16 protein-coding genes are annotated in these 26,492 nt (G+C 48.3%); 7 read left to right on the top strand and 9 right to left on the bottom strand.

All coding sequences use genetic code 11. The features are described from left to right. A partial coding sequence (locus AB3R30_RS23585; RefSeq protein ID WP_458651660.1) for a hypothetical protein occupies nt 1-227 on the bottom strand: 227 nt, incomplete at its 3' end. A gap of 4 nt (nt 228-231) precedes the next feature. Here AB3R30_RS23585 and AB3R30_RS23580 point away from each other — a divergent pair. Then, nucleotides 232-8,460 (top strand): cadherin-like domain-containing protein, encoded by an 8,229-nt coding sequence (locus AB3R30_RS23580; protein WP_458651659.1) that lies wholly within the window; start codon nt 232-234, stop codon nt 8,458-8,460. 74 nt (nt 8,461-8,534) lie between these two features. Here AB3R30_RS23580 and proC read toward each other — a convergent pair whose 3' ends face one another. The 6 genes from proC to der form a co-directional block, all read right to left on the bottom strand. Next, the gene (gene proC / locus AB3R30_RS23575) at nt 8,535-9,341 is read right to left on the bottom strand and encodes a pyrroline-5-carboxylate reductase (RefSeq protein WP_458651658.1); all 807 of its coding nucleotides are present in this window, start codon (nt 9,339-9,341) and stop codon (nt 8,535-8,537) included. Between the two features lie 119 nt (nt 9,342-9,460). Continuing rightward, a complete protein-coding gene (locus AB3R30_RS23570) occupies nt 9,461-10,069 on the bottom strand; it encodes a cell division protein SepF (protein ID WP_458651657.1) in 609 nt (202 codons plus the stop codon). 682 nt (nt 10,070-10,751) lie between these two features. Then, nucleotides 10,752-11,429, bottom strand: a complete 678-nt coding sequence (locus AB3R30_RS23565; RefSeq protein WP_458651656.1) for a YggS family pyridoxal phosphate-dependent enzyme — start codon at nt 11,427-11,429, stop codon at nt 10,752-10,754. After that, on the bottom strand, nt 11,426-11,695 hold the full coding sequence (gene pipX / locus AB3R30_RS23560) for a transcriptional coactivator PipX (RefSeq protein ID WP_458651655.1): 270 nt from the start codon (nt 11,693-11,695) through the stop codon (nt 11,426-11,428). Before pipX ends, AB3R30_RS23565 begins: the two co-directional genes overlap by 4 nt. Before the next feature lie 120 nt (nt 11,696-11,815). Beyond that, nucleotides 11,816-12,799 carry an energy-coupling factor transporter transmembrane component T family protein gene (locus AB3R30_RS23555; RefSeq protein ID WP_458651654.1) on the bottom strand — a complete coding sequence of 328 codons (984 nt, stop codon included), beginning with the start codon at nt 12,797-12,799 and terminating at the stop codon, nt 11,816-11,818. 3 nt (nt 12,800-12,802) lie between these two features. After that, on the bottom strand, nt 12,803-14,179 hold the full coding sequence (der, locus tag AB3R30_RS23550) for a ribosome biogenesis GTPase Der (RefSeq protein WP_458651653.1): 1,377 nt from the start codon (nt 14,177-14,179) through the stop codon (nt 12,803-12,805). A gap of 394 nt (nt 14,180-14,573) precedes the next feature. On the opposite strand from der, the gene AB3R30_RS23545 reads away from it, so the two are divergent. The 3 genes from AB3R30_RS23545 (at nt 14,574) to nadB (ending at nt 19,442) form a co-directional block, all read left to right on the top strand. Then, the gene (locus AB3R30_RS23545) at nt 14,574-16,808 is read left to right on the top strand and encodes a hypothetical protein (protein ID WP_458651652.1); all 2,235 of its coding nucleotides are present in this window, start codon (nt 14,574-14,576) and stop codon (nt 16,806-16,808) included. A 199-nt stretch (nt 16,809-17,007) separates the two neighbouring features. Next, nucleotides 17,008-17,484, top strand: coding sequence for a photosystem II complex extrinsic protein PsbU (gene psbU / locus AB3R30_RS23540; RefSeq protein ID WP_458651651.1), 477 nt, complete (start codon nt 17,008-17,010; stop codon nt 17,482-17,484). A 248-nt stretch (nt 17,485-17,732) separates the two neighbouring features. After that, nucleotides 17,733-19,442, top strand: coding sequence for an L-aspartate oxidase (gene nadB, locus AB3R30_RS23535; protein WP_458651650.1), 1,710 nt, complete (start codon nt 17,733-17,735; stop codon nt 19,440-19,442). A gap of 7 nt (nt 19,443-19,449) precedes the next feature. Here nadB and AB3R30_RS23530 read toward each other — a convergent pair whose 3' ends face one another. Continuing rightward, nucleotides 19,450-20,436: an FHA domain-containing protein gene (locus AB3R30_RS23530; RefSeq protein WP_458651649.1), complete on the bottom strand. Its 987-nt coding sequence runs from the start codon at nt 20,434-20,436 to the stop codon at nt 19,450-19,452. 169 nt (nt 20,437-20,605) lie between these two features. Beyond that, entirely contained in the window at nt 20,606-21,331 is a 726-nt protein-coding gene (locus AB3R30_RS23525; RefSeq protein ID WP_458651648.1) for a DUF3120 domain-containing protein, read from the bottom strand. A 491-nt stretch (nt 21,332-21,822) separates the two neighbouring features. Between AB3R30_RS23525 and AB3R30_RS23520 the strand changes: the two genes are divergently transcribed. From AB3R30_RS23520 to AB3R30_RS23510, 3 genes are all read left to right on the top strand, one after another. After that, nucleotides 21,823-22,701: an undecaprenyl-diphosphate phosphatase gene (locus AB3R30_RS23520; protein WP_458651647.1), complete on the top strand. Its 879-nt coding sequence runs from the start codon at nt 21,823-21,825 to the stop codon at nt 22,699-22,701. 119 nt (nt 22,702-22,820) lie between these two features. Next, nucleotides 22,821-24,194, top strand: coding sequence for a TIGR03279 family radical SAM protein (locus tag AB3R30_RS23515; protein WP_458651646.1), 1,374 nt, complete (start codon nt 22,821-22,823; stop codon nt 24,192-24,194). Nucleotides 24,195-24,437: 243 nt separating this feature from the next. Beyond that, nucleotides 24,438-26,297: a M48 family metalloprotease gene (locus AB3R30_RS23510; protein ID WP_458651645.1), complete on the top strand. Its 1,860-nt coding sequence runs from the start codon at nt 24,438-24,440 to the stop codon at nt 26,295-26,297. Nucleotides 26,298-26,492: the final 195 nt, after the last annotated feature.

The following is a 26,492-nucleotide window of genomic DNA, read 5'->3' as shown; positions in this document are numbered from 1 at the left end:
TATTCCTGATTGCATTCGCGATCTTGCCAACCAAATCCATCAAGTTTTTCGCTGGCTAACATGAAACCACCCTGCCTATACAACCTCTCCACCCATACAACTTCTCTAAAAATTTTGTATAAAATGCTAATTGCTTGCGGTGAAAACCACGATTTTTCTAAGCAAAACGTCAGTTTTTGTAAAGTTGTGTAACGTGTGTATGCCGAGATCAACTCATAGGGCATCATAGCAATGCCATTTGATGGGGTGATAGCCGCGATGCCTGACAGTATTGGAAATACCCTAAGTACCGCTCTTCCGATTTCCTTAGGTACAAACATAAAGACATTTACCGACTCAGTAGAGTTCGGCGATGAAGACTATTACAAATTTACGCTAAATAAAAGTAGCAGTTTTAACCTAGCGTTGACAGGTTTAAGTGCAAATGCAGACGTTGCCATTGTCGATGCCACTGGCGCAGTGGTCTCCGTTGGTGGTGTTCCACTTCAGTCCCTTAATCAAGGATCGTTGATTGAAACAATCAACACTGTTCTTACGCCAGGTGACTATTTCATTCGAGTATTTCCTGGTACGCCAACCGATCCTGCCGATCCTACCAACACTACGCCTAGCACAAACTATACGCTTAATGTTCAAAGTGATACAGGTGTCCGCACTGATCTAGCTTGGCGTGATTATGGCTTTGGAGAGACTCGTATCTGGACAATGAATGGGACATCTCTAGTCGCCAATACTCGCATTGAACCTACTTTAAACCCTTCTTGGGTTCTCTCGGGAGCAGGTGATTTTAACAATGATGGAATTGGTGATCTCATTTGGCGATACTTTGGCACCGTTGATGCTCCTATAGGAAGTCAGACAGTTTGGCTGTTAAACGCCAATGCTCAGTTAACTAGCTTTGGTTTTTTGCCTCGTGAATCAAATCCTAGTGTCGTTATCTCTGGAGTTAGCAATCTGAATGGCGACACTATTCCAGACATTATTTTTCAAGATATTTCGACAGGCACAGTTCGCGCTTGGTTATTGAATTCAACCTCTTCTATAGCCAGCACTGTAACGATAGGAACTCTACCTGGTTCTGGTTGGCGCATTAAGGGAATTGGTGATTTTAATAACGATAACTCTCCCGATTTGCTATGGCATAACTTCTCGACGCGTACCAATTTAGTTTGGTTCTTGAATGGAACAACTTTGGCTTCGTCTGCCAACCTGATTGCTCCACCTGCTCTAACGCCCCAAGTTGTTGGAGATTTTAATGCAGATGGACAGGTTGATATACTCTTCCGCAACTTTTCTACCGGAGCTAACGAAGTTTGGTTGATGAATGGGCTCAGTCGCACTGCGATCGCTCCAATCACCACAGTTAATGGTACTAATTGGCAAGCTGATGCACCCTTAATGCGATCGCTGCCAGTTACCCAACAAGACGCAGCCGGAAACACATTAGCAGCATCCCTCAATATAGGCATTCTAAATGGCAATGGAGCATATCGTGATTCCATTACAGCCAGCGATCCAAACGATTATTACAGATTCACGCTCAACGGGCAATCACTGGTTAGCTTGAACCTGAATGGCGTAGCTGGTGCCCCCTTAACAGGTAATTTAGACATACAGATTTTGAATAGCAGTGGAGTAGTGACTGCCTCTGCAACTAACGCAGCGCTCACACCTGAAATCTTGACAAATATAAGTCTCGCTAGCGGAACTTACTATATACGAGTCTTTGCTGGTGGAGTGGGAGCCGCTAGCCCTTATGAATTAGGTATACAAGTCAATAATCCGCCTGTGCTAGTCACTAGTGGTCCACTCACGGTGAACGAGTCATCATCACAAACCATTAGCAGCAACTTGCTGCTGGTTACAGATGCCAATAATTCACCTGCACAATTAACTTATCAGCTAGCAGGCGCACCTAATATTGCCAATGGCAGTCTGCTGCGTAATGGAGCGGCGATTAGCACGGGTGATATTTTTACCCAGCAAGATATTAATCAGGGAAGGCTGGTCTATCAGCAAAACGGTAGTGAACAAGCTAATCTAACTGATCGGTTTATTTTTGCGGTATCTGATGGTCAGGGTGGCTCAATTCCTAATACAACCTTTACGATTAATACCGTTCCAGTCAATGACTTGCCTGTTTTGGTTTCTCTTGCTCCCATCACGGTTACAGAAGGGCTGGCGACCACCATTGGCAGCAGCAGTTTGTTGGTTACCGATATAGAGCAGGCTGCACCGCAAATTGTTTACAGCTTGAACAGTTCGCCTACTAAGGGCACATTGCTACTGAATGTTTTAGGTGGAGCGCAGCCGCTCACCTTGGGTAGCACTTTTACCCAGGCAGATATTGACGGCAATAAGCTGAGTTATCAACAGAATGGCAGTGAAACTTACGATCTGAACGGAGCAGATATACCGGGTAGTGACAGGTTTACCTTTACCGCAACCGATGGTGCCGGTGGGTTCTTGGTGCCAGCCCAACGCACGTTTAGCATCTCCGTGTTGCAGGTAAATGATGCGCCAGTACTCGTGACCAATACGGGGACTACGGTCAGTACTGGTGCAAGCAGAACTATTGCGGCAACGCTCTTAAGGGCAACCGATGCTGAGTTGGTATCTGCGGCTGCTCAAGATCAGATTACATTTTTGGTAACTGATGCGCCGACTCAAGGAACGCTCTTTCTCAACTCTACTCTGGCGAATACCTTCACCCAGGCAGACTTGAATTCGGGTCGTGTTTCTTATGTGCACAATGGCACTTCTAGCAATAGCGATCGCTTCACTTTCACCGTTTCGGATGGGGTAAACACAACCGACCCAGCGACCTTTGAAATCTTTGTCTTAGGAGTAAAAGGCTCTCCTGTCTTATTAACGACTAACCCAAGCTTGACCGTCAACGAAAATGAGCGGGTAACCTTATCGAATGCTCAGCTTGATATCAGCGATTCTGATAGTGCCCCGCCATTCCTTCGCTATACAGTTGGCTCTCTTGCTCCAGCAAACGGTCAGCTAGCCGTAGCGGGTTCCCCTATCTCCGTTGGCGGCATCTTCACGCAAGATGACATTAACAATGGTCGGGTTACCTACCAACAAAATGGTAGCGAAACGACTAGGGATGCCTTCACGTTTACCTTCACCGATGAATCAGGCAACACAACCCTGTTGGCACCCCAAACCTTTAGCATTAGTGTTCTTCCCGTTAACGATCTGCCTATCCTACTCACAACAAACCCGCAGATCACCGTAACAGAAGGGGGAAGTGTTAGCTTCTCTAGCTCACTGCTTAATGCGACCGACCCAGATGGTCTCGCCTCTCAGATTACCTATGCGGTGGCGGCGGCTCCATCAGGTGGCGCTATCTCGCTGAATGGCACGGCAGTAACCAGCTTTACCCAAGCGGATATCAATAGCGGCTTGGTCAGATATCAACAGAATGGCTCAGAAGCCTCTTCTGACAGTTTCTCATTCTCCCTCACGGATCAGTCGGGTATTCCAGGAGATCCGGCTACATTCAACATTAATGTGGTTCAAGTCAATGATGCACCTGGACTAGCCAATAACCTCGGTCTTACTGTAGGGGAAGGCGCAACCGCTCCACTCAACAGCAGTAACTTACTTATTACCGACAATGATGGACCTGGACCGCTGACTTACACGCTAGGAAATGAGCCACAGCGGGGTATTTTACGCAGTGGCAACACTACTCTGTCGGCTGGAGGAACCTTTACCCAACTTGATTTGGATAACGGTCAGGTCTTTTACATCAACAATGGTGGTGAGTTTACCAGCGATCGCTTTACGTTCACCGCTTCCGATGGAGCAACCTCCGGCTTAGGCGCACCTGGTTTAGTAGGTTTAACCACGTTTAGCATCAATATCACCCCCAGCAATGATGCGCCAACTATTGCCACCAACCTTGGCATCACGCTTTTAGAGGAAGGATTGGTTACCCTTACCAAGTCAATTCTCAATGCAACTGATCCAGATAATGTATCTTCGCAGCTAACCTTTAATGTTTCTTCTGCTCCTGCCAATGGAACCCTTCTGAAAGGGGGTGTCGCTGTTAATTCCTTTACTCAGGCAGATATTGACGGCAATCTCATTTCCTACAAGCACAACGGCAGTGAAACCACGACGGACAATTTTGTCTTTGATGTAACGGATACAAACGGAGACGCAGCAGGCATTCAAACCTTCGATATCTCTGTCACGCCAGTCAACGATGCACCGAAGATCGTCTCGAATACTGGATTGCCGGTAGAGGAAGGGAACACGCTCATCATTACTGATGCGGCACTTTTAATCACCGATCCAGATGGACCAGCCATTAGCCCAATCTATACCCTTAGTACTGCGCCAACCCGTGGCTCTCTGCTCAGAGATGGCACAACGCTTTCATCTGGACAAACCTTTACTCAGGCAGATATTAGCGCCACCCTGTTGACCTATGTGAATAACGGTAGTGAGTTTACCAGCGATCGCTTTACGTTCACTGCATCCGACGGATCAACAGGCATCTTGCCACTGTCCACATTTAGCCTCACGGTCAACCCCGTTAACGATGCGCCCACAATTACCGTACCGACTGCCGCCCTCTTAAATGTGAATGAAGACACTCAATTCACATTCTCCGGCATCAATCGCATCAACGCTACTGACCCAGATTCCACGCCGCTAACAGTAACACTCACCAGTGAACTTGGCGGCACATTAGGATTAGGTTCTACCAGCGGGTTGGTCGGTTTAGTAGGGAACAATACAGGCTCTATCTCCTTCAGCGGCACCCCTAGTGCTATCTCTGGTGCCCTAAATAACCTGAAATACAGAGGAACACAGGACTTTAACGGGACAGAGCAAATCACAATTCAGGTGACAGATGGCACAACGCCTACAACTCAGGTCATCACCATGAACGTGGTAGCAGTCAACGATACGCCCACGCTAACGGTGCCAACCGCAACTATTATAGTGGGCGAGGATCTCCCAACTACTGCACTGAACCTCACCTTGAATGATGTGGATTCTGGGGATAGTCCACTTCTGATAACCCTCACGGCTCCCAACGGTACTTTGACGGTCAACGATAACGGGCTACTCAGCTTTATCAATGACACCACCAATGGCAGTAGTTCCCTGGTCTTTACAGGCTTAGTTGCCGATGCTCAAGCAGCACTGGCTGGTTTGGTCTATCAAGGTAATCCCAACTACTTCGGGGCTGATCGGATCACGGTGACAGTAGACGATCAGGGCGCAACGGGTTTATCGATTGGAGCTTCATCTGTCACCAGATCAATCAGCCTGAACGTTACTTCTATCAACGACAAACCAACCTTTACACCCAGCGCTACCAGTTTCACGATTAATGAATCTGGCTCATCGACCTCCGCAGCGCCCCAAGTGATTGTTCCGGGTTGGGCAACGGGTATTTCATCCGGTGCGCCGAATGAAGCACAGGCATTGACCTTCGTTGTCACAGGCAATGATAATCCAGCCTTGTTCCAGACAGCCCCAGCTATTAACTCATCGACAGGCACTCTCACTTATACGCCGCGTGCAGATGCGAATGGGGTGGCAAACGTGACTGTGATTCTCAGAGATAATGGTGGCACTCTTAATGGCGGTATCAACACCTCTGATCCGGTTGTCCTGACCATCACCATTGATCAAGTCAACGATGCGCCCTCTTTCACGAAGGGAGCCAATCAGACTATTAATGAGGATGCTGCTGCTGTCACAGTTAATGGGTGGGCAAGTGCCATTCGTACTGGTCCCACCACAACCTTGGCAAATGAAGCGACTCAATCGGCGAACTTCTTGGTGAGTACCAATAACGATTCGTTGTTCAGCGTTGCTCCTGCCATTAGTCCAACGGGCACTCTTACCTATACGGCGGCACCGGATGCGTTTGGAACGGCGGTTGTTTCAGTGAGTTTGCAAGATGATGGCGGTACTGAGAATGGTGGCGTGGATGCTTCTCCAGTACAACTGTTTACGATTGTGGTGCGATCGGTAAACGATGCACCCACCTTCACGCCCCCGGCATCTCCTCTAGTCGAAGTGCTTGAGGATGATGTGGCTCAGAGCATTCCATTTGTGACTGATTTATCTGTTGGAGCGCCGAACGAGGCTCAAACTCTCAGCTTTGGCATTGTGAGCAGCAATCCAAGTCTGTTCCTATCCAATGCCAGACCTACGATTGATGCAACAACTGGATTACTTAGCTTCCAAACCGCTCCCAATGCCTTTGGTTCTGCGGTAATCACAGCAACTCTACGAGATAACGGCGGCACTGCCAATGGCGGTGTGGATGCGGCAGCCCCCTACGTCTTCACAATTAATGTGCTGCCAGTCAATGATGCACCTTCCTTTACTAGAGGCGCTACTCAGACGGTAGCTGAAGACAGCGGACCGAGAACAGTTCCTGGCTTTGCATCTAACATCACCGCCGGACCGGGCGAAAGCGGTTCACAAGTCGTGAGCTTCTTGGTGGACAATGACAATCCATCGCTGTTCCTAGTACCACCCACCATCAGCCCAACGGGGACGCTGACTTATACCTCGGCACCCAATGCCAATGGGACGGCAGTGGTGACGGTTCAGTTGACAGATAATGGTGGGGTTACGCCTGGAAATGGACAGGATACCTCGGCTCCACAACTGTTTACTATTGTTGTTACTCCGGTGAATGACAGACCCACGTTGACCCTGCCTGGAACGCAAACCATTCAGGAAGATCCGCTAACGCCGCTGGTCTTTAGTGGCGCAGATGCGATTCAGTTTACTGATATTGATTCGGGCAGTAATCCTGTTCGAGTCGTGCTATCGGTACAGCAAGGGACGATTACGCTTCCACAAGCGGATGGACTGAACGTGGTGGGTGGCTCGAATGGCGGTAGTTTTGTCACCTTTACAGGCGCGATCGATGATTTTGTTAGCGCCTTTGCCAACGTCAGCTATCAGCCCAATGCCAACTTCTCTGGCACCGACAGGCTAATTATTAATATTAGCGATCAAGGGGCAACGGGTTCTGGTCCAGTCGTTCCAGCACTAGGCACTGTCACCATTAATGTGACTTCGGTGAATGACGACCCAGTCTTGCTATCCGTTAACACCTTAACTGTTGGCGAAAGCAGCGGAACTTCAACTAATGTAATCATCAGTAACAGTTTGCTTCGGTCAACCGATGTAGACAACACGGCGAATCAGATTAGTTACGTTGTTGCGGGTACGCCAACTGCTGGGCAGCTAAGGATTGTAAATGGCTCTGGATTTATAACCCTAACGACTGGTAGCCGATTTACTCAGGCAGATATCGATAACAATCGTTTGAGATATGCCCAAGATGGCAGTGAGGCAACCTCAGATAGCTTTACCTTCCAAATTTCAGATGGTGGTACGCTCTTGCCAGCAGCACCGGAGACCTTCAATATTGCGATTCTGCCATTCAACGATCCACCAAGAGCATTAGTCAACACAGGGCTAGCTCTCTCTGAAGGGTCGGGCAGCACAATTTTAGATACTCTGCTGCTGTTCACAGATGTGGATAATGCTAATCCTGCTGAGCTTGTTTATACCTTAGAGAGCGACCTGAATGCAGGAGAACTACAGTTTGGCGGTACGCCGTTAAGCCAAGGTCAAACCTTTACGCAGGAAGACATCAACAATGGTCTGCTGATTTATCAGAATAATGGTACTGAGTCGCCTACTGATGAATTCAACTTCTCGGTGACGGATGGCAACAGTACAGTATTGGGATCATTCAACATTGCTATCACGGCAGTCAATGATGCACCGACAGTAGTTTCAGCCGGTTCATTGTCTCTCAATGAGGGTAGCTCTCGCAGTCTCCGAAACGTATTGTTCACCACCGATCCGGATAATCTGCCATCTGATGTGCGCTATACGCTGCAAGGTCAACCGATCTTTGGAGCATTACGCCGAGGAAGCCTAAGTCTTGGAACTGGTGCTATCTTTACACAGCAAGATATTGATAACGGCTTAATTAGTTACCAGCACAATGGTAGCGAACAGTCAGCAGATGCCTTTACTTTCTTGGTGGGAGATGGCGTAGCTGCGCCTATTCCTGGCATTATCAATATCTCAGTTGCGCCTGTAAATGATGCGCCAGTTCTAGTAACTAATCTTCCATTGACGCTAACGGCGGGAACTCCGGCAACTCGTCAGATTAGCACTAGCATCTTACGAGCAACGGATGACGATAATCTACCGGCTGAAGTGTTCTTTAGATTAGGGTCGCTCCCCAGTGCCGGTGAGATACGCCGCAATGGTACAGTCTTGACGACAGGACAATCCTTCAGCCAGAAGGATATTACGGATGGCATTGTCACCTACCGATATTCGGGGGTTGGTTCTAGTGATGGCTTCCAGTTCACAATTGTAGATTCTCTCGGTAAGGTAGGAGGCAGCGGTTTCTTCCAAATCGCCTTCACTTCTTCTTAAAGTTCTCTCTAAAAGCGGCAGGGGTCTACATATGTAGACCCCTGCCGCTTTTTAAAGGTTGAACACAGAAAGATTTATGATTTTCCTAGTTCTTGCGATCGCGTATATGCAGCGCGAACAGCCTCAATTAAAGCCGAACGAACTCCAGCGCGTTCTAACTGAGCAATACCCGCGATTGTGGTGCCACCGGGACTAGTTACCTGATCTTTCAGTTGAGCCGGGTGTATGCCAGTGTCTTGTAGCAATTGGGCAGAGCCTTTGACGGTTTGAATGGCGAGTTTTGTGGCGATCGCCCTGGGCAACCCTACCGCCACGCCTCCATCTGCCAACGCTTCTATTATCAGGGCAACGTAGCCAGGACCAGAGCCAGATAAACCTGTGATGGCATCCATGTAGGATTCTGCCACTTCTACCACCTCGCCAACAGCGCCAAAAATGCGAGTTGCTTGCTCTAAGTGATGGGGTTGAGCAAGTAGACCGGGCGCGATCGCAGTAATTCCTGCACCCACAGTAGCAGGAGTATTGGGCATGGCTCTAATCACCGCTTTACCCGGAAAAGCCCGTTCTAGTTTTTCTAAGGGTGTTCCTGCGAGGATAGATAAGATCAGCGACAGTGATGGGGTTTCATCTCCTGTAAGCTCTGCCACAACTCGATCAAATACCTGCGGCTTAACTGCCAACAGCAGCACCTCCGCTTGGGCAACTTCTAAATTTTGAGAGGTTGTTTGAACTCCATAGCGATCGCTCAAAAACTTGCGGCGCTCTGCCTGGGGATCGCTCACTAAAATCCGCTCAGCCGCATAGATGCCTTGAATAACGAGGCGGGAGATGAGCGCTTCTCCCATCATCCCGCCACCAATCATGCCAAGTTGAATCGACATTTCATCTCCTAAGCTGTGTGATCGCTCTCTTCAAACCAAGAAGTGCGAAAACAAATCATCAATCGTTCACTGAATAATCAGCAGGCAATAACGACTAATGACTGTATAACAGCTTAATGTTACTGCGCCATGCGGACTGGCTCATTGCCCCAAGTTGCAGCGGGGTTAGCGGCACGAGGAATGCGCACTTGAGGCTGCGGCACTTCGTGAACCACATTGTTTTGAGTGCTGACTTGAACACAGCTAGGCGTAAACAAGAAGATGCTTTCGCCAATCCGTTCTTGATGACCATCGATCGCGTAGGTTCCACCTGCCACAAAGTCAACTGCACGCTGAGCTTGGTCAGGGTCCATAATCGTCAGGTTCAGCACAACAGATTTGCGCTCTCGCAACGCTTGAATCACTTGGGGCATTTCTTCAAAAGAGCGGGGTTCCATCACCACCACTTCAGAAATCCCGTTGACGGCTCCCGGCATACCAATTACGTTGCTCATTGAGGCTGCATTCATGGTTGGTGTTCCCACATTGGTTGGTTCAGTCATCATAGGGCGATCGCGGTAACGACTGCGACGAGCGCGAGGCTCTTCAGAGGAGGGTTGTTGAGCTTGGTCTTGTTGATAAAGACCTTGATAATCTTCCCCGTCCATTTCGTCATACTCATATTCATATTCCACTGGTTCATTAAAACCAACGAAATCCCGTAGCTTACCAAAAATATTGTTGCTCACTGTTTACGCTCCATCACGATCAGTTGTCCATTCACACACACGTTTTCCAATACTCACCGATGCACTCTAACAATTAGCAGTTTCAATCTGTCAGAACACTATAAAAACTGCTTCTCAGCTTACGTGCTGATTAAAAACTTTTAGATGATGGCATTGGTTGAAGCGGTAGGTCAATCAATTCACTGCTCCTACCCGTTTTCGCTGAATTGAGAGATTAGTATACTCCTACTTGCTGAAAGTGGATCTTTTATTAAGGTTTTTTATATTTCTGTGGGAGATGAGGAAAGAAAGTCTCAAGAAGTCTAATTTTGCTCCATTTGACGGCTCTATTACTCAGCAGAATGTAAAACCTAAGCAAGGGTTGTGTTAAAACTTGATAATTTAGTAGTCTTTCTAAAGATCCTTCATGGGAGAAAGAACTTGTTAGCAGAGTAAATTAAACCTTTTTGCTGATTCATTTGTATTTCTTTGGATAAATTGTGAAACTCTAGAAGCAAGGCTGTGAAAAGCAGGGCTGTAAATTCAAAGCAATTTTGTTCTTTAAAGAATTTGGTACTCTCACTAGCAGTTCGTGTTGAATATCATTAAATCTTTAAGTCTTTCTGTCAATTTCTATACATTTAACCAAAGCTTAAGGTTGGCGATTCCCGTAGGGATTCCTGTGGAAAGCTTCGCTAACGTTTCACGAATCGCCAAATAAAACTCGTCCTAAACGGATTAGGGTTGCGCCTGCTTGAATTGCTAGAGGAAAATCTCCCGACATGCCCATGGAAAGCTCTTGCATCTGAATTTGCTGGTAATTTTGCGATCGAATTGTGGCTGCCAACTGGCGATTTTGTTCAAACAGTTCAAGCACTTCTGTATGACTCAAGCCCATCGGCGGAATGGTCATTAATCCTTTGATTTGGAGATGCTGACAGTGATCAAGTTCGGCGAGATCAGTCAATAATTCTGCGGGTGTCCAGCCATATTTGTTGGGATCTGGCAGTAGTTTTACTTGCAAACAAATCTGAGGCTTTTGAGTGAGTTGGGCTGCTAAGCGATCAAGCCGCAGAGTAAGTTTTAAGCTATCAACAGAATGAATCCATTGAAAACATTGCAATGCTCTCTGGGCTTTATTCATTTGCAAATGTCCAATCAAATGCCAAACTATATCAGGCAAATCGGCTAATTCTCTTTGCTTACTTTCGGCTTCTTGAACCTTGCTTTCCCCAAAATCTCGAACTCCTGCTGCATAAGCTTCTCGCATTGCTTCTATAGGCACCTGTTTGGTAACTGCGATTAAGCGAACTGAGAGCGGCAAGGGTGCTTGAATTTGGGCAATGCGTTCAGAAATCGTGCCGACTAAGTGAACCGTCATTGAAAAGTTTGTTTGTAGAGTTTGAGAAGTTCAGTGTGTTCTGGTGAAGATCCTAAACGTCGCAACTGCCGGATGCGATTTTCAATCGCTAATCGGGCATCAGCACGACCCACAGGCTCAAACTCTAAACCACTTTCGCCTGTGGACACGAGGAAAAACAACCTTTGGGCATAGAGAGTTGTGAATAACTCTCGGTTCGTATCAACCAGGCACATTCTAAAAAGCAAGCCAAAGTTTGGATGATTTAAGTAATTTTCGTCGCTCATTGAGACTTGCTTTGGATAAACGCTCTCGATAGTACAGGGTTTTGGTTCTACGCCCGTCGATTACCCTATTTTCTTATTAGGTAATCGATTAACGATGGTATTGAAACATAAAGCAACCCGTTAAAGACTGCCACTCCAAAAGATGCGAACTCCCCAGAATAGAATGATAGCCGCGATCGCGAACCAATCTAGAATTCTAAGGCGAAATTGATGCCAGGGCACATGATGCTGATTGGGAGTAGTAAACCCGCGAACCGTCATGGCACTGGCGATTTGCTCTGCTCTAAGCAACAGATTTTCTAGCAATCGCTCTGCAACGAGCAGCCAAATCTGTAGAGTACGGCGCAACCCTAGCTTTTTCCAGTTAATGGCGCGGGTGGTGACCGATCGCACCAAGTTTTGAAATTCTTCTAGCACAAGTGGAATAAACCGCAGAGAAAGAGTCAGCGTTAGGGCAATTTCTGTGACTGGCACTTTGAAGCGACGTAGGGGACTCATCCAATTTTCGATCGCAGCGGTTACGGCTTCGGGTGCCGTCGTTAGCAAAAACAGATTTGTACTGTAAAGCAGCGTAAATAGCAAGGTGCTGACTCGAATGGCAAGATCCAGTGATCGGCGGGTGGCGGTCAACGAACCCACCTTTAGCAGCACATAGCGATAATCAGTTGGCTGCGGCAAAGCGATCGCGGGAGACTCTGTAGAATTTTCCGGTGATTTCGTCCAGGTTAGCGGATTCCAAGACTGCGATTCTGGTGGGGGTGGCAGCATAGTTTGTTGAGAAAACGTGAGTTCGTTTTCAGGCAATCGGGGCTGGTGACTGGCATTTAACCCATCAGGAAGCAGCGTAGTCAGCACAAAGATGAGACCACAGAGAAAAGTTAGCCAACCCAACTGTTGCCGCCAAACTCGCAGCGGAATTTTGGCGGAAAGGGTGAGGAGCAGCAACAACCCCACCAACAGCAGCCGCCAAAATGGAGTCGCTAGGACAGGAGCCAACAGGAAGGTGAGCAGCCATGCTAGTTTAATCCGAGGATCGAGGCGATGTAGCCAAGTGGTGGGTTGTTCTAAAAAAAGCCCCAATGGGAGCGATCGCAGCAAATCCATGGGCTACTTTGTCTTCACGCGGGTGGCTCGGTTTACGGTTCGTTCAGTCCGTTCTAAATCACGCAGCTTTTTGCCGCGCCAAAACAGCCGTAGCGGGGTTCCTGTAAACCCTAGGGATTGACGAAACTGGCGCTCAATATAGCGACGATAGCCATCGCTAAATAGGTCAGGATCGTTGACAAATAAAGCGATCGAGGGGGGTTGAGTGCTAACTTGAGTGCCGTAGTAAATCTTACCTTGACGACCCCCGCGAGTGGTGGGCGGGGTATGCCAACTGATGGCATCTTCCAATACTTCGTTAATCACAGAGGTTGTGACGCGACGACGATGCTGCTCAGCCCCAACATTCACAAGATCCAAAATCTTTTCGACTCGTTGCCCAGTTTTAGCACTGATGAAAATCATCTCTGCCCAATCGACAAAGTGCAGCCGACTCCGAATATCGCGTTCATATTCATAAATCGTTTCGTTGTCTTTTTCGATCGCGTCCCATTTGTTGATGATCAATACACAGGCGCGTCCTTCTTCTTCAATCCGCCCCGCCAGTTTTTGATCTTGCTCAGTCACGCCATCGATCGCATCTAGGACAAACAAGACCACATCTGCGCGGGCGATCGCTTTAAAGGCGCGGTTGATGCCAAAAAATTCGGGACCATATTCCACACTTTTCTTCTTCCGAATCCCAGCAGTATCAATCAAACGATAGGTTTTCCCATCCCGCTCAACTAGGGTATCGATCGCGTCGCGAGTAGTGCCCGAAATGGGGCTAACAATGGCGCGATTGGAGCCAACAAATGCATTGAGTAGACTCGATTTGCCAACGTTCGGTCGTCCCGCGATCGCCACCTTAATTTCGTCACTTTCAACCAGATCCTCTTGAGGCGGCAAAAGCTTCAGCAATTCATCCAGCAGATCCCCGGTGCCACTGCCATGAATGCCAGACACAGGATAGGGTTCACCTAAGCCCAATTCCCAAAACTCCATCGCCTGCATAATGCCATGCTCAACCGACTCGCACTTGTTCACTGCCACCAACACTGGAACGGGCTGTTGTCGTAGCCATTCAGCAATTTCCAGATCGCCCCCGGTTGGTCCAGTCATGCCATCCACGATGAAGATCGCCGCACTCGCTTCGGCTAATGCAGTTAGCGCTTGTTCGCGGATCAGGGGTAAAAATTCTGTGTCGTCGTCGAATACTAAGCCGCCCGTATCAACGACCATAAATTCACGATCGCGCCAGTAGGCAGGCTTGTAGGTGCGATCGCGAGTCACGCCGGGTTCGTCATACACGATCGCTTCTTGCACCCCCGCCAACCGATTGACAACAGTAGACTTGCCCACATTTGGGCGACCAATAATGGCAACAATGGGTAATGGCATAGGTGAAGACGCTGAAAGGAAAGCGAGTTCAAACTATTAATTTGTTTAATGCAAATTCGTTTGAATCTCAGTTCTTCATTCTAACGATCTTTACAAGATGCTGTCGTATTGATTTTTTCGCGTTGCTGAATCGAGATATGAAATTCGTAGGGGCAATCCCTTGTGGTTGCCCTTCATCTCCATCAGGGTTAGGCACAAGACCTACCCCTACAGTCAAAAATCATGCTTCTATTCAGCAACGCCGATTTTTTCTAGTTCCTTTTTTCCTTAAGTAACGCCACAATTTCCCAGCCACTTTCCTGAGAAGATCAAAAAACTTTGAAAGAGGGTGATATGTACCCGGTGCCAGCCAGAGCTTTTTTGATTGAGAGGCTCTGGCATTGATTTTTGAACCATGCTATTCGACTGCCCTACGCCCGCCATTGTGATGAACGCTGCTGCTTATTCTATTTCTGGAGTGAACCAGAAGCTGTATTCGCGGCTCAAAACGTCGCTGCAACTTAATTTGCGTCGTCAAATCTTTTTAGCAGTTTGTGATGATCTAGAGCTACGCAGTTATCTGGTTGCCCAGTTGCAGACGGCTCTTCGCTCTCCGCGCTTTGTGAGTTTGAATTTAAATCTGAGCGATCCGAACCCAATGGCTCAAGTCGCTCAGTGGTTGTCGCAGCATGGTAATTCGCCCGATACAAGTCATTCTCCAGGCTTTCAGATTCTTGGCATAGAGCATCTCACTCGTCAGCCTGCTCCAGTTCAAAAACGATTTTTGACTCATCTCCAAGCGATTGAATATTATTTGCCAGGAATCGATGGCACGATCGTGTTGTGGTTGCCCCGTCCTTGGCTGCGATCGCTGCAACAATCGGCTCCAGCCTTTTGGGATTGGCACACCGCCTTATTTGAGTTTGAGGGTGACCCCGCGCCGCTGCGAAACATTAGTCAAGCTCGGTTAAGCAGCGATCGCACTCTAGATTCGGCGATCGCCCCGCTCCCAATGCTGCCAGCAGATCACTATACCGATCATTCCAGCCTCTCCCAACCTCCGCCAGCACCCGTCCTGCCACTTTATTGCCCTGAGCCTTTCACGGAATCTTTGCTAGAGGCTGCTCCGATAGAAGAATCCATTTGGGATATGCTGACCTATGATTTGGCACAGTTAGACGCAGGCGACCCGCCGCGCAACGAAGCAACACCCAAAATACCTCTAACGTTACGCGAACAAAACTCAAAACTCAAAACTTCTTTCACTTCCACCTCTCGCCTGACTCAGCAAATTCTCGCCGCACTCACCCAAGAACCTGCCCTAGCCGAACATCAAACAGCGCTAAGAACCTTACAGCAAATCGATCAGTTATTAGAGCAACGAGCCGCCCCAAAAACGATAGCGGCAGCCTATCGCGAGTTGGGTCGGCTCTATCAAAATCAACTTGAGCAGGGTAATCCATCGCCCGAAACCTTAGAAGTCGCGATCGCGGTTCATGAGAAGGCGCTGGAATGGCTGCAAGATGACACCCTGCAATGGGTCGATGGAGCCAATGATTTAGGCAATCTGTATTGGATGCAGTCTCATAATGCAGGAGCAGATGCAGGAGCAACTAAGCTACAGCAACAACTTAGCAGCTTGCAAAAAGCGATTCACATTTATACTTTGGCACTGGATAAAACCACGCCGCAAGCCAATCCTCACACTTACACCATGATTCAAAACAACTTGGGATCGGCTTACGGAGATTTGGCTCACTATCAAGACCCTGCCAATAATTTACTGAAATCGGTTGAAGCCTACGAATCAGCTTTACACTCAACGTTGCGCTACTGTGATCCGCAAGAAAACACGGCGCGCAATGCCGCTACTCAGAACAACCTAGGCACTGCCTGTTGGAATTTGGCTCAGCATCAACAGCCGATCGCTCGACTTAATCAGGCGATCGCAGCCTATCACGCTGCCCTTCAGTATTACAGCCCAAATTCTGAACCGATGCACTATGCCATGATTCAAAACAATTTGGGCACTGCCTACTGGAATCTGGCTCAGCATCTTAAACCCAACCCTAATCTCAATCTGGCTCACTCCATCGTATCTCCGACTCGGCTATTGCAATTGGCGATCGCGGCTTATCACACTGCCCTCAATTACCGCACCTTGGATACTGTGCCTACGTCCTTCGCCGCCACCCAAAATAACTTGGGTACGGCTTATTGGAACCTGGCAAACCTGAAAACAACTGCCCAGAACGATCGCAAACAGCAGTTACAGCAGGCGATTAAAGCCTATGAAGCTGCGATCGCGGCGGTAGAAGCACTCTCTGCTCAAACTGAACACCGTCCAGCCCTAACTTTTGATGTGTTTGCCACTTACAACAACTTGGGTTTGTCCTATTACCAACTTGCCAGCGATCGACACCATAGCCTCACCCCACCTCAGCGCCAAACGTTGCTAGAAGCTTCTCTAACTCAACATTTGCAAGCGCTCCAGGGCTGGGAACCCCGCTCCGATTTTTATCAGACAACCTTGGACTACATCACCCAAACGACCCGCGCTTTTCATAGTGAGTTTGGCATTCAGGGTCAAACCCTAGCGCTTTCCAAAATCCCAGCGAATCTTCTGCCAGAAGTCATGAGAAAGTTGTAAAGCAGAGTGTAAAGTTTTGAGTGTGGGGTAAGAAAGCGAGTTTTCGGCTTGCTGTCTTTTTATTACAAACATCACGTTTTCTGTAGAAGCGGGCTGTTCGGCTTAGAGCAATGATAGATAGGCACCGGGAAATGATAGGCTCTAAGAAACACCACACATCGTCAAGATTCCGTGAGATGGAATGGGAGATATAAACTTTATGAAACGACTATTCTGCCTGTTGGCAACCTGCATGATTAGCTTTTTGAGTTGGTCGGGTTTAAGCCAAACTGCCCTAGCTACTCCTCAAACTGCTTCAGTAAGCCAACTCTCGATCGCTCAATTTAGCTGGCTTAACGCTACAGCCTCAGCCCCTAGGTTTTTTGCAAAAGCAGAAGCAGAAGCTGATCTGCGGGATGTGGTTAGCGACAAAATGAGCGAGTTAGGTGCAAAAATCGATTTGAACAATACCAACATGCGGTCATTTCGGTTATATCAAGGGATGTACCCGACTTTGGCAAGCTTAATTGTGAAAAATGCACCCTACGAAAACGTAGAGGATGTCTTAGAAATTGATGGGTTAAGCGATCGCCAAAAGGAAATTTTGCGCGCAAACCTAGATAGCTTCACCGCCACAACCCAAGAATCAGCCTTGGTTGAAGGGGCGGATCGAATTAATAACGGTATCTATCGTTAGATCATTTTCATACCGTTTATCTTATAGGTTGCTCAATGTCTATGCTTAAAGTAGACAGAGAGCAACTTTTTTTTGGTATTGCTAAATCTGGGGATGAAATTTGTAGGGGCAATCCCTTGTGGTTGCCCTTGCTCTCCGGCAGGGTAGGCACAAGACCTACCCCTACAGTCAGAAATCATACTTGTATTCAGCAACGTCTTTTTTTTGATCTACCACTCGCTCAGACAGTCCGTTTATGGGGTTAATCCTTGTCTTCTAGCTTTGCAGCAACGCCTCAATCTCTGTCATTGCTCCCAGCCTTTGATGTGCTGGTTATTGGAGCAGGTGCGGCAGGGCTATATACCTCGCTTTGCTTGCCGAAACATTTAAGGATTGGTTTGATTACCAAAGAGCCAATTTCCCTGTCAGCCAGCGATTGGGCACAAGGAGGGATTGCGGCTGTGATTGACCCAAATGATTCTTCGGATCTGCATATCAAAGACACTCTCAGCGCTGGAGCAGGCTTATGTGATTATGATGCAGTTAAGTTTTTGGTAGAGCAAGCACCCCAGTGTATTCAAGCGCTGGTGGAAATGGGGGTAGGGTTTGATCGCGATCGCGGCACCTTAGCGTTAACCCTAGAAGCAGCCCACTCTCGGCGGAGGGTGCTTCATGCCGCCGATACAACCGGGCGTGCCCTAGTCAGCACTCTCGCAGAACAGGTTTTAGTTCAAAAAAATATTCAAGTGCTACAAGGCTTTGCGCTTGATCTGTGGATGGATGACACGACTCAACAATGCTTGGGGATCGCGATCGCGTATGGCGCACAAATTAGTTGGATTCGGGCTGGAGCCGTAATTTTAGCGACGGGGGGTGGCGGACAGGTGTTTGCCCAAACGACGAATCCAGAGTTGAGTACAGGGGATGGCGTGGCGATCGCCCATCGGTCTGGAGCCACCCTGCGCGATTTAGAATTTGTCCAATTTCACCCTACCGCCTTGACTAAACCGGGTGCGCCTCGATTTCTTATTAGTGAAGCCGTGCGGGGCGAAGGTGCCCATTTAGTCGATGATCAAGGGCGGCGTTTTGCCTTTGACTACCATCCTGATGGTGAACTAGCACCCCGCGATGTAGTGAGTCGAGCCATTTTCAGCTATCTACAAGCCACCAAAGCCGATCCTGCGGCTGCCCATGTCTGGCTCGATCTATGCTCCATTCCTGCTGATAAAATTCACCACCGTTTTCCTAACATTATTCAAGTGTGCCAGCGGTGGGGAATTGATGTGTTCAACGAACCGATCCCCGTTGCGCCTGCCGCCCACTACTGGATGGGAGGCATTACCACAGATATTACTAACCAGACTTCTATTTCGGGCTTATATGCGGTTGGCGAAACGGCTAGCACGGGGGTACAAGGTGCGAATCGGCTGGCGAGTAATTCTTTGCTGGAATGTTTAGTATTTGGTGCCCAATTTCGAGAAATGACGAATGATGAGGGGCGAATGGCGAATGGCGAATGGCAAACAGCAAATAGTGAGCAAAATCTTTTTTTGACTGCCTCTGAGCTTGAATCTCTAGAGCTTTTTCGGCGAGAATTGCCCCGATTGATGTGGCGGAGTGCTGGAATTTGTCGCAATCAAGACCAGATGGAAGCGGCGATCGCTCAAGTTGAAACCTGGCAACAGGAGTTTGCCGCCCTGCCGATCAGTCGATCGCTCCAGACGTTGAAGCCGGGGCAGACGCTTGAATTGTCCTCACCCAATACTGCGCCTACTGTGCGGCTATGGGGAGAAACGCGGAACTTACTAGAAGTCGCTGGGCTAATGCTCAAAAGCGCCAACTTCCGCACCGAAAGCCGGGGCGGACATTATCGTTTGGACTATCCGCGAACCCAACCTGAATGGCAAGTTCATACCCTAGTGCAAGCAGATCGCTGGTGGACAGCACCCGTCCAAACAGAGCCAGAGTCGTTGAAATAGAGAGTAGTTATACAGTTTCTTGCTTTTTGAGAAAGGCTTCTAGTTCGGGGAAGGTGCAAGCATAGGCGATCGCGGGTGCTTCGTAGCCATGCATCGTCACCGTATGTTCTGACAACGGCGTGGAACCATTCCCCAAAGTTGAAATATACTGAAAAGTCGTTTTACCAACGGAAATATCTTTACCAATCTGCTTGGTCGAAGTTTCTAACCGGAAGGCAGCATTGACAGTATCACCCAAAGCCGTGTAATCCGGGCGATCGCCACTGCCCGTATTACCCACCATGGCATAGCCCGTATTGATCCCCGCCCCAATCCGCAGTGGAAACGGTAAAGGATAAAGATTATAAAGATCGCTCGTCATTTTTTGCATTGCACTGAGCGCCTGCAAAATTTGCAGCATTTCATGGTTATCTACTTCTTGCGCACCATGAATCCAAACTGCCATCACCGCATCACCGATGTATTTATCAACCCAACTGCCATTTTCACGAATAATTTCTCCCGCATGACGAAACCAAGTTCCAATCATTTCGGAAAGAATTTTTTCATCAAGCTGACGGGTTAAACCTGTAAAGTTGCGGATGTCTACAACCAACACTGAAATCAACCGCCGCACATGCAACGTTGCCGTTGCGGTAAAATCTTTTTCGTTTCCTGACTCCGCCTCTTCAAAATGTTTAGAAGACGGACAGTAAAACTCAAGCTCCGTCTGCCCAAAGGTAAGATGATCGCCGTTTTTAAGCGTCACGGGAATGCTAACGCGACGACCGTTGACAAACGACCCGTTGCGGCTACCCAAATCGATCAAATAAAACTCACCGCTTTCCATGTACTGCAACATGGCATGATTACGCGAAATCCATCGATCAGGTAGCACAAAGTTATTGTCCTCGCTGCGACCGACTGTCCAACAGTTTGTCCCAGTCAAAGGCAAACGACGGTAGCCCGAATCGGTACGGAGCAGCAGATGAGGAGTAGGTTGTGTAGTCAACACAGACTGCATTTAAAGAAAAGGCTTCCCCCATGATGCATCCCGACACATTAACGCAGTGTCAGCATAGCGCCAAAGAGTGACTGACCACTCTTCATTTCGAGTGTACTCCGACAAGGGGCTAATAGACATCCCCCTAGCCTAACTTAGAACGATGCTTCACGGCTTATTCTTAAGCAAGACAAGCCGCCACCCAAAACAAACCATCTACTAGGATTGTACTCAAAACAGCACCGCCGAAAACCCACCAATGTAGCTTTGAAGAGCGGAGGGGCAACAGACTAAATGAAAGGAGTGAAATAATTAGGACTGAAGCCCAGCCAATTCCCCAAGGAGTTTGAACTTGAGCGATCGCGGCGTGAAAAATGGGACGAGCCAACTCTTCATCCACCAGCATTAGCGATCGCCAGTGAGGAATTAAATCGACTAGGTAAAAGTAGATATCTGTAATTGCCGTTCCTAGAAGAGACCCTAAGTAAAAAAAGTGACCAATTTTACTATGATTCCGAGAAATGCCCCAGACTGCGAAGGGTAAGCCAATTGATTCAAGAGGCAAGTGAAAATAAGGCTCCCACCGAAACCAACCCCAGTAGAGCGAACCCGCTAGCCAAGTCCAGGTAAAACCCAACAGCAAATCTCCCCAAACCTGAGTTTTAGGCTGAGCCGATAAGCGATTAGACAATGCCCACCATCCCAATGTTGCCAGCAAGCTAATGAAGGGCAGCGATCGCACCAACGGAGCCTGGACAAACACAGGCACTGACACCAACAACACGGCTACTGCCAATAAACGCCAGTGTTGACCCGTTATCGCGATAACTTTTGTTTCAACCGCTTCAGCAAAAGAAAGATTTTCAACTGCCCTGTCAACCTTAGATAAAAAGGGCGGTTCAGGCACATAACTGCTTGGAGAAGGGGGAGGATAGGAAATCAAAGTAGGTTAAAAAATAGTAAAGTGCCAGAGAAGTTAAGCAACATTCTTATTTAGTTTACGTTATTTAACATAACACAGGAAACCGTTTATCCCCATGGGGGGCATATTTTTCAATTATAAACTGGGAAAGACTTCTATGGTGCGTCTCCAGTTTGCGTTGCTTGAAAGTGATGGGTTTTCCAATGTCTTAATCTTTGGCGCTTGAAGATCGAAAAAATCTAGCGATCGCGGGAACCCTAGAAATGATGCCTACTCACCAGCTTTGGTAAGCGCAACATTAAAGATAAGACGTGAGTCCATCAAAAATGGCAAATTTTTATCGAACGAATGCCATACTAGCTACGAAAAAGCGCCGTTGCTGTCAAGCCTACTCGCGGATCAGTAGCTCGCTCAATCGGGTGCAAACTGTTAGCGGCTTAAAATTGACGAGCTTTAGTGAAAGCGGAGGACTCATCTTGATTTCAACCATGTTGCTGGCAGTGATAGACACTGCAACCCAATCGGCTCAATCCCCTGGGTTAGTTGTAGAAGTGTTTCAGGCGATCGCCCTAGGGTTAGTGCAAGGCATCACTGAATTTTTGCCCATTAGCAGCACGGCTCACTTGCTGGTTTTTACAAAAGTTTTAGGCTGGGATGCACTGGGACAAAAGTACTTTGTGGATGCGATTCAATTCGGTAGCGTGATTGCAGTCGTAATGTATTTTTGGAAAGATATTGTTCAAATTTTGTCAGGATCATGGGCAGCCTATCGGCAAAAAGACTGGCAGCGAGAAGAATGGAAGATTTTAGTGGGAATTGCTGTAGGTACAATTCCGGCTTTGCTAGTCGGCTTTCTACTAAAAGATGTTTTACCAGATAACATTTTGCTGATTGCTGTGATGTCGATTGTGATGGCGTTGTTGCTGGCACTGGCTGAAAAAATTGGCAGCCGCAAGCGAGATTTTGACTCCCTGACGATTCAGGATGGAATTTTAGTTGGATTAGGGCAAACGATCGCCTTGCTGCCGGGTGCTTCTCGCTCTGGCTCAACGTTAACGACCGCAATGTTTTTAGGGTTACAACGTGGAACTGCTGCTCGGTTTTCCTTTTTGCTAGGCATTCCAACCTTGACGATCGCCACTTTGTTTCAGGCGCGTAAAGCTTTTAGCAACATTGACAGCGTGATTGCGCTGCTGGCAGGCATTATTTCCTCCTTTATCTTTTCCTATCTAGCGATCGCGTGGCTGCTGAGCTATTTGCAACGTCAAAGCACTTGGGTCTTTGTGTGGTATCGACTGGCATTTGGCATCACGCTTCTAGCATCCGTGGCGATCGGCTGGCTAAAAAACACGTAAGAATAGAGAAGACTGTACGGGGTTAGCATTTGGAACATAATTCTTGGATAAATTACAGGATTCATTGCCCGAATGCCAAACCCCTACCAAAAACTTAAAATTCAAAACTACTTCTCCTAATGAGTGACCTGTCGATTCGTCCTGCTCTAATCACTGCCGTTTTGCCCGATTCAATTGCGGCAGAAATTGGGTTTGAAGCCGGCGATCGCTTGGTTTCCATTAACGGTGAGCGCCCCCGCGATCTAATCGACTATCGTTTTCTCTGCGCTGACGAAGTGCTAGAACTGGAAATACTCGATGTCAGCGGCAGAGCGCATCAGGTCGAAATTGAAAAAGATTACGATGATGATTTGGGCTTGGAATTTGAAACTGCCCTATTTGATGGGCTGATTCAGTGCAACAACCGTTGCCCCTTTTGCTTCATTGACCAACAGCCCCCCGGCAAACGAGAAACGCTCTATCTCAAAGATGATGATTATCGGCTCAGTTTTCTTTACGGCAGCTACCTCACCCTGACCAACTTGACCCAGCGGGAATGGGATCGGATTGAGCAACTGCGCCTTTCGCCCCTGTATGTGTCGGTTCACGCCACAGAGCCAGAGGTGCGGACTCGATTGCTGAAAAATCTGCGCGCCGGACAACTGTTGGAGCATCTGCAATGGTTTCAAGCACGGGAGTTACAGATTCATGCTCAGGTGGTGCTGTGTCCCGGTGTGAATGATGGGCAACACTTGACTCAAACCCTGACGGATTTAGCCCGGTTTCATCAAGGCGATTTGCCTGCGATCGCTTCGGTTGCCGTGGTGCCCGTGGGTTTGACCCGTTTTCGTCCGGCTGACGATGAGCTAATCCCCGTTACCCCTGACAAAGCACGGGAAGTCATCGATCAAGTTCAAGCACTGCAAACCACGTTTCGACAGCAGTTTAACTCTACATTTGTTTGGCTGGCGGATGAGTGGTTTTTGATTGCAGGGCGAGAATTGCCGCCAGAGTCCCACTACGAAGACTATCCCCAAATTGGCAATGGGGTTGGCTCGATTCGTCAATTTCTCAAAGCCTTTCAAAATGCGGCAAACAATCTTCCGAAAACCGTGTTTCCACCCCGTCGTTTTACCTGGGTTGTCGGCAATGCGGTGGAGTTAGCATTCCAGCCGATGTTAGAGCGATTGAACGAGGTGGAAGGGCTGGAGGTGAAAATGGTGGCGATCGCCAGCCAATATTGGGGGCAAGAGATTTCTGTGACTGGCTTAATCACCGGGCAAGATATTCTCAGTGCGCTTCAGGGAAAGGATCTTGGCGATGCGCTACTGCTTCCCGATGTCATGTTAAAGCACGACGATCCCCGCTTTCTCGACGATATGACCTTAGAGGATCTCGCCACCCAGCTAAATACTCCAGTAATTGCGGTTAGTGGGGTCGAGGGCTTGATGAAAACCTGCATTACAGAACCATTCACGCGATCGCTTGTGCCTTCGAGCGAGAGAAAGATCTGAAATTGCGGAACATCTGCCAAGATTTTTCTATCAAAGTAAACAGCTAAGTTAGTTGACAGCATTTATCCAAGAAAGCGATTTGCTAATCGTCATCAGCGAATTGCTTTCAGAGAATAGTCTTTTGCGCTTTCCATGGTCACTGGTCTAGCACTTTTTTGCTTGTCAACATCTCATTAAAACGATCCTTGTCAAAGGGTGCGGCTACCAACCTTAATCACCTTTGACAACCACTCTCCACTCTCTATGAAAAACTCTTGTTCTCTGTTGCTCAGCCGTACCTTACCTTTAAGCGCGGTTCTTCTATTTTTTGCACCGACGATCTCGTCGGCTCAAACTCAATCCACTCCAACTGATACAACTACACCTACGACTACTTCTAGCCCAATTGCAACTCCAGTCACGCCTGTTGCACCTGCCGTATCGGTCACCCCTGCCCAACCTGTTAACCAGCCGACTCCGGCGACCGTGAGCAATCCAACAGCGATCGCGGCTCCTGTGCAATCTGCGATCGCTCCAACTCCAGTGCCCGTGTATCTGCCGATGGGTTCACCCCAGTATGCCTATCCAGTAGCAGCGCCTCAATATGGCTATCCGTCGAATGTTCAGTATGGTTATCCCTCGAATGCTCCGGTCTATGGTGCGCCCTCTGCTCCTGTGTATAGCGCTCCCCAAAATGCTCCTGGCGGTTTTTCGGTGCAGGTGACAACCCAAATTGGGATTCCGAGTCAAGGCTATCCAAATCAGGGCTATCCAAATCAGGGCTATCCAAATCAGGGCTATCCAGTTGGGGTGCCTATTCAAGGAGCGCCTGTTCAGGGATATCCAGTCATGCAGCCGGGTGGTTATGGGGTTCCGGTTTATTCTCCGGGATATCCCACGGTAGGCTACCCACAAACAGGCTATCCGCAAACGCTGCCATGGACGCAACCCAGTACCGGGTTTAGCAATAATGCTGATGGGTTGCCTCCAGCGGCACAAGCATTTTGGCAGCAGATTTCTACTAGCCAAACCTTGGATAGTCAAACACTGTCGCTGTTGCAGCAGTTGGTGAAAAGCTATCCTCAATTCATTCCGGGTCATCTTCGCTTAGCCCAAACTCTGGAAGCCAGCAATCGCCGTCAAGACGCAATCTACACGTTGCAACAAGCGTTATCTCAAAATCCTAATCAGCCCGATTTGGTGCGATCGCTCGTGGCAACCTACGGCAAAGCGAACCGTTGGACGGAAGCGAACTCGATTGCCCGTCAATTTGCCCTCAAAAATCCCAATAGCTCTCTGACTACAGAATTGGCAGGTTTAATTGGAAACAACTTGCAGCAAACTCCAGGAATCAGCCAAAATCAATCGCGCAACGGTTTGTTGGGAAATGTGGTCACCGCTGGACTCGGATATCTCCTCACAGGCAAAGTCTCTCCTCCAGTAAATTCTGTGCAAACTCCTGCTTGGACTAGCAATAATCAAAGCGAAGCCGCAATTGGCGCTCAGATGGCGCGGGAACTCTTGGGTAAAGTGGAATTGGTCAACGATACTGAAGTGACGAGCTACATTAATGAGATTGGGCGAAAGTTGGCGCAGGCATCCAATCGCTCTGATTTGCCCTACGAGTTTTATGTGGTGAAAGACCGCGATGCTGGAGCTTTGGCGCTTCCAGGGGGCAAGGTGTTCATTAGTGCAGGCGCGATCGCTAATGCCAACTCTGAGGCATCCCTAGCGAACATTCTGGCACGTCAAATCGGACACGCTTCCCTCTCTCATCCAATGAAACTGGTCAATCGCACGAACTCTACTAATACGATCACTCGGCTCCTGCCAACGCTGGGCAGTTTGGTAGCCCCTAAACTCGGTTTCAATAATGGCTTAGTGGGCAACGTGGTCAGTGGCTTACTGAGCAACGTGATTAGTAAAGCAGTGCAGCCCAATTACACGGCTCAAATGAATCGCCAAGCCCAAGAAGTCGGCGCTCGCTTAGTCACCACCGCTGGCTATACCCAAGGGAGCCTGATTAACGTCAGCAGCGGCGATCGCTATGCTCAAGTTCGAGCTAAGGCACAACAACTGATTGGCAGCAACTCCGGTTCATCTTGGTGGAGTTTGGGAAGATAGGGAATAGGGAGGAAAAAGTTTTGAGTTCTTAATTTTGAGTGATGAGTGGTGCAACTAATCGCCCTCACCCCAAACCCCTCTCCCGTGGGAGAGGCAGGGTGGTTTCATGTTAGCCAGTGAAAAACTTGATGGATTTGGTTGGCAAGATCGCGAATGCAATCAGGAATAGTTCGAGCGCCCAAGCGACGGGCGAGG

This window comes from Sivoneniella epilithica UHCC 1019 (assembly GCF_040830845.1).
GTDB lineage: Bacteria > Cyanobacteriota > Cyanobacteriia > Leptolyngbyales > Leptolyngbyaceae > ULC077BIN1.
This window is presented reverse-complemented; position numbering and strand designations above follow the sequence as displayed.

Bases quoted from the DNA above. Each gene is read 5' to 3' on its own strand.
- AB3R30_RS23580 (WP_458651659.1), top strand. From the start codon at position 232: ATGCCATTTGATGGGGTGATAGCCGCGATGCCTGACAGTATTGGAAAT.
- proC (WP_458651658.1), bottom strand. From the start codon at position 9,341: ATGTCGATTCAACTTGGCATGATTGGTGGCGGGATGATGGGAGAAGCG.
- AB3R30_RS23565 (WP_458651656.1), bottom strand. From the start codon at position 11,429: ATGACGGTTCACTTAGTCGGCACGATTTCTGAACGCATTGCCCAAATT.
- pipX (WP_458651655.1), bottom strand. From the start codon at position 11,695: ATGAGCGACGAAAATTACTTAAATCATCCAAACTTTGGCTTGCTTTTT.
- AB3R30_RS23555 (WP_458651654.1), bottom strand. From the start codon at position 12,799: ATGGATTTGCTGCGATCGCTCCCATTGGGGCTTTTTTTAGAACAACCC.
- der (WP_458651653.1), bottom strand. From the start codon at position 14,179: ATGCCATTACCCATTGTTGCCATTATTGGTCGCCCAAATGTGGGCAAG.
- AB3R30_RS23545 (WP_458651652.1), top strand. From the start codon at position 14,574: ATGCTATTCGACTGCCCTACGCCCGCCATTGTGATGAACGCTGCTGCT.
- psbU (WP_458651651.1), top strand. From the start codon at position 17,008: ATGAAACGACTATTCTGCCTGTTGGCAACCTGCATGATTAGCTTTTTG.
- AB3R30_RS23515 (WP_458651646.1), top strand. From the start codon at position 22,821: ATGAGTGACCTGTCGATTCGTCCTGCTCTAATCACTGCCGTTTTGCCC.
- AB3R30_RS23510 (WP_458651645.1), top strand. From the start codon at position 24,438: ATGAAAAACTCTTGTTCTCTGTTGCTCAGCCGTACCTTACCTTTAAGC.